This window comes from Methylosinus sp. Sm6, from assembly GCF_019802345.1.
Classification (GTDB): domain Bacteria; phylum Pseudomonadota; class Alphaproteobacteria; order Rhizobiales; family Beijerinckiaceae; genus Methylosinus.
The window spans coordinates 1-7,993 of the sequence record NZ_JAINDZ010000070.1; the positions used below are offsets into that span (position 1 = coordinate 1).

General features: G+C 65.4%; 7 protein-coding genes. 3 read left to right on the top strand and 4 right to left on the bottom strand.

Going from position 1 to position 7,993, the window contains the following annotated elements; genetic code table 11:
* Window positions 1-301: 301 nt before the first annotated feature.
* Together K3F48_RS22895 and K3F48_RS22900 are read left to right on the top strand one after the other, a co-directional pair.
* Complete coding sequence (locus K3F48_RS22895; protein ID WP_222577755.1) at window positions 302-2,341, top strand: NAD(+) synthase; 2,040 nt, start codon at window positions 302-304, stop codon at window positions 2,339-2,341.
* Between the two features lie 319 nt (window positions 2,342-2,660).
* On the top strand, window positions 2,661-3,635 hold the full coding sequence (locus K3F48_RS22900) for an acyltransferase (protein ID WP_222577756.1): 975 nt from the start codon (window positions 2,661-2,663) through the stop codon (window positions 3,633-3,635).
* A 418-nt stretch (window positions 3,636-4,053) separates the two neighbouring features.
* Here K3F48_RS22900 and K3F48_RS22905 read toward each other — a convergent pair whose 3' ends face one another.
* Complete coding sequence (locus K3F48_RS22905; protein ID WP_222577757.1) at window positions 4,054-4,746, bottom strand: SDR family NAD(P)-dependent oxidoreductase; 693 nt, start codon at window positions 4,744-4,746, stop codon at window positions 4,054-4,056.
* Between the two features lie 330 nt (window positions 4,747-5,076).
* Between K3F48_RS22905 and K3F48_RS22910 the strand changes: the two genes are divergently transcribed.
* Window positions 5,077-5,547, top strand: a complete 471-nt coding sequence (locus K3F48_RS22910) for a VanZ family protein (RefSeq protein ID WP_222577758.1) — start codon at window positions 5,077-5,079, stop codon at window positions 5,545-5,547.
* Here K3F48_RS22910 and K3F48_RS22915 read toward each other — a convergent pair.
* The 3 genes from K3F48_RS22915 to K3F48_RS22925 form a co-directional block, all read right to left on the bottom strand.
* Window positions 5,531-6,640, bottom strand: coding sequence for a diguanylate cyclase (locus tag K3F48_RS22915; protein ID WP_255609666.1), 1,110 nt, complete (start codon window positions 6,638-6,640; stop codon window positions 5,531-5,533). The two genes, K3F48_RS22910 and K3F48_RS22915, sit on opposite strands and share 17 nt — an antisense overlap.
* A 255-nt stretch (window positions 6,641-6,895) precedes the next feature.
* Window positions 6,896-7,567, bottom strand: coding sequence for a CDP-alcohol phosphatidyltransferase (locus K3F48_RS22920; protein ID WP_222577759.1), 672 nt, complete (start codon window positions 7,565-7,567; stop codon window positions 6,896-6,898).
* Window positions 7,568-7,800: 233 nt separating this feature from the next.
* Window positions 7,801-7,993: hypothetical protein (locus K3F48_RS22925; RefSeq protein WP_222577760.1), on the bottom strand; the 193-nt coding region annotated here is incomplete at its 5' end.

A 7,993-nucleotide genomic window follows, 5' to 3' on the forward strand; every position in this document is an offset into this window, starting at 1 on the left:
CATGCGCTTGTACAACCAATTTTTGTGCCGGACAGCCGTGGGACGAGCCCGGCCATGACGGCCTCCTGGAAATGTGTCACTCCCTTAGCCTTCAGGGGGCGGGTCGGCCGGCGAAGCCGGACGGTTTCACGGCAAAGACTCGGGGAGCACCCCTCCCGAGCGCCTTCGGCGCAGGGCCTCCCCTCTCGAGGGGGAGGTGGGCGCGCCTCTTCCAGCAACAATTCTCGTTCACCCGATTGCCCCGTCAGAAGCGAGCCTTCAGGCTCGCTTCCGCATCCGACGCCGGCCTATAATCTCCCTCATGACTCATCCGTTCTTCTCGCTCCATAGCCACGGCTTCGTCCGCGTCGCAGTCGGCGGCCCGCGGACGCGCGTCGCCGACCCCGCCTTCAATGTCGCGCGCACGATCGAAATGGCGCGCGACGCGGATGCGCGCGGCGCCTCGATCGTCCTGTTTCCCGAGCTCGGACTCAGCTCCTATGCGATCGACGATCTCCTGCATCAGGACGCGCTGCTCGCCGCGGTCGAAGCCGCGCTCGGCGAGCTGCTGGAGGCGAGCCGCGCGCTGCATCCGATCCTCGCGGTCGGCGCGCCGCTGCGCTGGCGCGGACGGCTCTATAATTGCGCGGCGCTGCTGCGGCGGGGCGAGATCCTCGCCGTCACGCCCAAAATCTATCTGCCCAATTATCGCGAATTCTACGAGAAGCGCCATTTCGCCTCCGGCGCCTTCGTCGCCGGCGAGGAGATCGACGTCGCCGGGCGGATCGCGCCCTTCGGCTCCGACGTGCTGCTCGAGGCGCGCGATTTTTCCGGCCTCGTGATCCATACGGAGGTCTGCGAGGACGTCTGGACGCCGATCCCGCCCTCGACCCGCGCCGCGCTCGACGGCGCCACCGTGCTGCTCAATCTCTCGGCGAGCGACGCCATCGTCGGCAAATCCGATTATCGCGCGACGCTCTGCGCCGCCCATTCGGCGCGCTGCCTCGCCGCTTATCTCTATTCAGCGGCGGGGCAGGGGGAGTCGACCACCGATCTCGCCTGGGACGGCGAGGCGATGATCTATGAGAATGGCGCGCGCCTCGCCGGCGCGCAGCGCTTCGCCGAGACGCCGCAGCTCATCCTCGCCGATCTCGACATCGGCCGCCTTTCGGCCGAGCGCATGCGCCAGGGCAGCTTCGGCGATTGCGCCGATATCGAATCGGGCGCGACCAGCTTTCGCCGCGTGCTCTTCGACCTCGAGGCGCCCCGCGACAGAAATCTCGGGCTGTTGCGCGAGGTCGCGCGCTTTCCTTTCGTTCCCGACGACGAGACACGGCTCGCCGAGCTCTGCTTCGAGGCCTTCAACATCCAATCGCACGGACTGCGCCAGCGCTTGCAGGCCGCGAGGATCGACAGAATCGTCATCGGCGTCTCGGGCGGGCTCGATTCCACGCACGCGCTGCTCGTCGCCGTCGCCGCCTTCGACGCGCTCGGACTGCCGCGCGCGAACATCCTCGCCTATACGCTGCCGGCCTTCGCGACGACGGACCGCACCAAGGCCAACGCCTGGCGGCTGATGCGCGCGCTCGGCGTCGGCGCCGAAGAGATCGACGTCGGTCCCGCCTGCCGGCGGATGCTGGAGGATATCGGCCATCCCGCGGCGCGGGGCGAAGCGCTCTATGACGTCACCTATGAGAATGTGCAGGCCGGCGCGCGCACCTCGCTGCTGTTCCGTCTCGCCAATCGCCACGGCGCCATCGTGCTGGGCACCGGCGATCTCTCCGAGATCGCGCTCGGCTGGTGCACCTATGGCGTCGGCGATCAGATGTCGCATTACAATGTCAACGCTTCCGTGCCGAAGACGCTGATCCAGCATCTGATCCGCTGGTGCGCGCGCGACGCGCATTTCGGCGCCGAGACGGCGCCTGTGCTGCGCGACATTCTCGACACGGAGATTTCGCCGGAGCTGGCGCCGGGCAAGGACGGAGAGCCGCAGCGCACCGAGGACGTCGTCGGTCCCTATGCGCTGCAGGACTTCAACCTGTTCTACACGACGCGCTACGGCTTCTCGCCGTCGAAGACGGCCTTCCTCGCCTTTCACGCCTGGAGCGACGCCGCCGCCGGCCGCTGGCCGAGCGACATTCCGGAGGGCGAGCGGCGCGCCTATGATCTCGAAGAGATCAAGCATTGGCTCGGCGTCTTCGCGCGGCGGTTTTTCGCGACGAGCCAGTTCAAGCGCACGGCTCTGCCCAATGGGCCGAAGGTCAGCTCCGGCGGCTCGCTGTCGCCGCGCGGCGACTGGCGCGCCCCGAGCGACGCGAGCGCGTCCGCCTGGCTCGCGGATCTGGATGAAGTTCCCTGAACGCGAGAGCCGAGCGGGCAGGGCGATCGTGAGGGGGCAGGGCGATCGAGGGAATGCGATCGCGTGAATGCGAGAGAGCGCATCCTCCATCCGGTTCTTCCGGCGGCGCGGCCGATGCGAATTGCTTCATCCGGCGCGTCTCTTTAAGACGCGCCCGGAGCAGGTCGCAGTTTCGTTGACGAGCCTCATTTTCGAGGCGCGGCGGCTCCTCGGAGTTTCGTAGCAGACTCGTAGATTTCAAAAGCCGATCGATCGGTCTTCCGTCGGGGCTCTCGGCAGCCCGAGCGGCGGCTCGTCAGAAGATTATGGAAGCACCGGCATGGGCGTCTACCGACTTCTTTTGGCATATCTCGTCGTCCTTAGCCATATGTCTCCCAACCTTTACGGTTTCAACTTGGGGGTCGTCGCAGTCGTGTCGTTTTTTCTGTTGAGTGGGTTTGTAATGAGCGCATTAATTAGAAAATATTACCTGTCGCCCGGTTTGGTTGTATCTTTTTACATGGATAGATTTGCGCGGATCGCGCCGCAGTTTTATCTGTATGCGCTATTGACTGTGATCGCAGTTGCCGCGTTCGAGCTGCGGCATCCGTGGCTGACGTCCGCCCCGTCTGCGGGCAGAGCGCTCGTGCAGTTTTTCATCGTTACCTTGAATATATATCCGTATGCGGACATGCTCGTGCCGCAGGCGTGGTCATTGGGGCTAGAAGTTACATTCTACCTGACTTTTCCATTTGTTCTCTTATTTCGCTTGCGGCTGCCCATAGCAGCGGTTTCGTTTGTGATATTTCTTTTCGCCTATGCGGCGGTTCTGAATTTCGACAGATGGGGATATCGACTGCTTCCGGGAACGATGTTTATTTTTATATGCGGCAGCTGGATCGAGAGTTCCGAAAATGGAACAACCAAGAACATTCCAGCGCTCGTTGCTATATCAGCAGCTATATTGCTCGTTCTTTCCTATACCGTGCCGACGATCGCTCTCACGGACGATTACCTGAAGATGATCAGGCGCTCTACGTTGCTCGGCATAGTTGTTGGCGTCCCGATCGTCCACGTTCTGAAATACGCGGACAATGGCTCGAAGCTGGCGAGGGCTGCCGGCGATCTGAGCTATGGAGTCTTTCTAAATCACGTATTAATTATCGGAGTTATTAATAGAGCTATACCAATCAAGCTGGATTCATGTCTTATAATACCTATATGCTTGTTGTCGACGGTGTCGAGTTACGCGAGCTACAGGTTCGTCGAGGCTCCTGTCCTTTCGTTGAGGCGGAGGTTACGTGTGACGACGTGATGCAATGCACCGCCCGTTGGTTTCAATTCGAGACCCATTTCGGACGAGTTCCGCCGCTGACCGAGCGTGGCACCTCGCATCCTCGCCGGCGCGCCTGCGTCGGCGAGGATCTTTTGGGGCGGGGCTGCGTTACTCCGGCAGCCCTCGAATCGACGCTACTTCAGAGATTCGCGAAGGCCGTGATCGCCGCGGTGACGGCGGCGCAGGTCGCGACGATCGAAAGAATAGCTGTGATCGTGTTCATGAGCGCATTCCCCATTTTCGTCGTTATGGGGGGCGAAACGACCGCTAGAGCGGACCTTCGCCCGGGTCGACGCGCTCAGTGTAGCACCCTTTGGTCGGTTTTGCGACATTTTGTCGCGGCGACGCACACGGTTGACGTTTTTTTGACAATTTATCCGCCGCGCGGCGGCCGCTGTCAGAATTTTTCGACCCAGGGCCTCACCGCGACCTCGAACGACCAGGCGCTGCGCTTCTGGCGCAGCAGGTCGACATAGGCGTCGGCGATGTCGTCGGGATGGAGCGTCGCGTCGGCCGGGTCGGTCTGGCCTGGCGCGCGGATGACGCCGTCGATGACGACATGCGCCACATGCACGCCCTTCGGCCCCAATTCGCGCGCGGCGCTCTCGGCCAGCGCCCGCAGCGCGAACTTGCCCATGGCGAAGGGCGCGGAGATCGCATAGCCCTTCAGGCTCGCCGTCGCGCCGGTGAAGATGAGAGCGCCGCGCCCGCGCGGGCCGAAACGCCTCGCCGCCTCGCGCGCGGCGAGATAGCCGCCGAAGGCGTTGATCTCGAAGGATTGCCGCACCGCTTCCGGATCGAGCTCGGCGAGCGGCCCGCGAATGCGCGCGCCGACATTATAGACGACGACGTCGATCTCCCCGATCGCGGCCTCGGCCGCCTCGAACAGCTCGGCGACCGAAGCGGGATCGGTGGCGTCGGCGGCGAAGCACTCCGCGCCCGTCTCCGCGGCGATGGCGGCGAGGCTCGGCGCGCTGCGGGCGGCGATGGCGACCTTCAGTCCTGCGGCGGAGAAGCGCCGCGCCAATGAGGCGCCGACGCCGGGACCGGCGCCGATGACGAGAGCGGCGCGATAGGGAATGTCGTTCATGCGGTCCTCGGTCGGCTGGTTCTGGTCAGCCATGTAGGAAGACCAGCGACTTGCGTCGACGAATTCGAAGCGGCTCGCTCAAATCGGCTGATTCACGCCGCCAGGCAACGCAGCTCCGCGCGGGCGGCTCGGCGTCGCCGGCCGGGTGAGGCGAAAAGCGCGCCACGCCGCGGCGCCTGCGCCGCTGTGGGCCGCGCGCCGGCGCGGACACCATTCTCATGGAAAGTTTCAATGCGGCCGTCCGCCGAACATTTGCCGCTCCGATCGGTCAGATCCAATTCTGGCGAGACGGGCGCATCGGCGTCCTCTCGCTGAACCGGAGACGATTTCATGACCTCGACGAATGCGTCCCGCCTCTCCCCGGCGCCGTCCTTGATCCCTGGCCGGGAGGCGCGAGCGCGACAGCGACAGCGACATGGGCGCCTCCCGGCGCGGCTCGCGCGCCTCGCCGCCGTCGGCGTCGCCGTCGAATTCGCCGGGATCACGATTGTGTCGCTCGTTCCGGGCGCCGACCGTCCGCATGCTCTCCCATCCGGGCAGCTGGAGCATGCGCTCGCCTATGGGATCGCCGGCGCGACGATCGCGATCGCCTTTCGCACGGCGAGGACGCGGCTGCTGGCGGCCATCCCCTTCGCCCTCGGCGCCGGAGCGTTCGAGCTGCTGCAGACCTTCGTGCCGGATCGCGGGCCGCGGCTGATCGACGCTCTGGCGAGCTCGAGCGGGCTCGGCGCCGGGCTCGCGGCGGGCGCCGCCGGCGTGGCGCTGCTCGCGCGCCGTCGGGCGATCAGCTCTCGTCCGTAGCGACGCGGTTGCGGCCGCCCGACTTCGAAACATAGAGCTTGGCGTCGGCGCGCCCGATCAGGCCGGCGGCGCCCTCGCCCGCCCGCAGTTGCGCGACGCCGAAGGAGGCGGTGATGCGGCCGATCGGCCGGCCGCCCTTGATCGCCCATTTCTTCGCTTCGAACTCGCCGCGGATGCGCTCCGCCAGCAGCCGGGCCTGCGCGACGCCGGTCGCCGGCAGGATGATCGCGAACTCCTCTCCGCCATAGCGCGCGACCGTGTCCTTGTCCTCGACATGGCTGCACATGGTGCGGGCGAAATTCTTCAGCACCTCGTCGCCGATCGGATGGCCGTGGGTGTCGTTGATCTTTTTGAAGTGATCGATGTCGGCCATGATCAGGCTGAGCTCGCCGTCGGTCTCGGCGGCCTCCCGCGCCTCGCGCTCGAGCGTCGAGTCGAAATAGCGGCGCGTGTAGACCTGGGTGAGCGCGTCGCGGACGTTGAGCTCCTGCGTCTCCGCCAGAGTGGCGCGCAGCTCGTCGACCTGGCGGCGGGATTCATCGAGGTTGCGCGCATATTCCTCGGTTTCGCGCAGCATCTTCTGGTTTTCGGCAATGAGCAGGATGATGGCGGCGCGGATCTGGTCCGGGCTCGCCGCCGGCGAGGCGAGGTCGGTGTGTCCCTTGCGCAGGGCCGCCGAATAGGTCTGGTTATTCTCGAGATGCGCGCGCACCAGCGTCAGGATCGTGTCGAGCTCGCCGTCGAACTGCCGGCGCGCCGAGAGGACTCGACCCATGCTCTCGCCGCCGGCCGGATTGTCCGAGGCGCGTCCGAACATTTCAAAGAACCGGGGCGCGCTCAGCGCCAGGCCGACGAAGCCGAGAGAGGCGAGGGCGAGATTGCGGGCGAGGGCCAGCGGCTCATGCACGATCCGGAGCGTCTCCCCGGACGCCGAGACGCTCGTGCTCTCCCAGGATTCGAGCGACCACGTCCACAGGGCGGAAGGATCGGGCGGAGCGAGGAATCCGAGCGGGCTCGCGGCGAAGACGGCGCCCAGAGCGAGGGCGGCAGCCGCGCCGGACCAGACCGCCCACTTCCAATTCAGCCTCATCATTCGTCTCATCTTTCGAGCGCGCGTCCCGCCTTATTTCTCCGCCCGCCGCGGAGGGTTCGGCGCGCGGCCGCTTCGATGAACGAACGAATCGGCCGACGAGCGCCGACGTATTTTCCCTTACGCCGCGCTCGCGTCTATCCCGTCGCGAACAAAATTCTCGCAATGCGCGCCAACCGTGTGCTGGCGATTGCGCCCTCGGACGCTTCCCGCAGAGCGCCCGCGCGGCCGGATGTCCGGCCGCGGGCGAGCGGGGGCTCAGGCGCCGTGGCCGTTCTCGTCCATGGCGACGCGGCGCGCGTCGGTGAAGGCTTTGAATCCGAGGCCGCAGACGGCGATGACCGCCAGAATGGCGATGGCGGCGTCGAGGCTCCGCACGCCTTCGCCCGCCGTCGAGTCGATGCCGAGAGAATGCGCCGCGAACGCCCACACCACCATCAGGATGCGGAATTCTGTCGCGCCCATGCCGATATAGGCCATCTGCTGAACATGGCGGGCGATCGCGCGGATATAGGTGTAGGCCGAGAACAGCAGATAGCAGATCAGGACAATGAAGGCCGATTCGATGGTCAGAAACGGCGACAGGCCGAAGGCGACGATGATCAGGATCTGCGAGAACAGGTCGTAAGTGTGCTCGACCAGCCCGAGCCGCGGGCGCGCCTCGCCGCGATAGACCGCCAGCGGGCCGTCCAGCGCGATGCCGAACCAGTTGATGAAGACGCCGACGGGAACGAGCGGCAGCCACAGCAGCGACCAGCGGCAGCCGATCAGCGCCACGGCGGCGACCGCGGCGCCGAAGAGGCCGAGCTTGGTCAGGAAGAGAGGCGTGATCCGCGGCGGCATTTCGACGATGATCGCGCGCACGAGCTTCTGCTCGCCAGCGGCGAGAAAGCTCTGGTGGTGCTGCCATCGGTTCCCAGCGGTCGTCATTTCAACGGATGCTCCGATTGCTAAGACGGATGCTCCGATTGCTCTCGCCTCGGGAGCGAGAGCCGGCCAGCTCTATTTTGACTCGAATTCCGCGTGAGGCGCAAGCCTCGCCGTGCATAAACCCGCGATTGCGGCGTCGAAAGCGTTAACCATCGGTGCAGCAATTGCGTCACATCGACGGAAATATTTCGGCGCTGTTTCGGCGTGGCCTTGCCTTTGCCGTGATCTATGCCTCAGTTTGTGCCGTCGCCACGGGCCGGCGGTTCGCCGACGGCCGGGCCGGGCAAGCTCGAGGTCGATGTGAACTCACAGCCTTTTCTGTCGTTTACGACCTTGTTGGGGATGCTGTTCCTGTGCGGCTGCTCGATGCTTCCGGGCAGCGGTCCGTCGGGCGAATCGATGGTCGAGGCGGGGACGATGGCCGAG

Excerpts from the sequence above, each read along its gene's own strand:
- K3F48_RS22895 (WP_222577755.1), top strand. The coding sequence starts at position 302 with ATGACTCATCCGTTCTTCTCGCTCCATAGCCACGGCTTCGTCCGCGTC.
- K3F48_RS22900 (WP_222577756.1), top strand. The coding sequence starts at position 2,661 with ATGGGCGTCTACCGACTTCTTTTGGCATATCTCGTCGTCCTTAGCCAT.
- K3F48_RS22905 (WP_222577757.1), bottom strand. The coding sequence starts at position 4,746 with ATGAACGACATTCCCTATCGCGCCGCTCTCGTCATCGGCGCCGGTCCC.
- K3F48_RS22910 (WP_222577758.1), top strand. The coding sequence starts at position 5,077 with ATGACCTCGACGAATGCGTCCCGCCTCTCCCCGGCGCCGTCCTTGATC.
- K3F48_RS22915 (WP_255609666.1), bottom strand. The coding sequence starts at position 6,640 with ATGATGAGGCTGAATTGGAAGTGGGCGGTCTGGTCCGGCGCGGCTGCC.
- K3F48_RS22920 (WP_222577759.1), bottom strand. The coding sequence starts at position 7,567 with ATGACGACCGCTGGGAACCGATGGCAGCACCACCAGAGCTTTCTCGCC.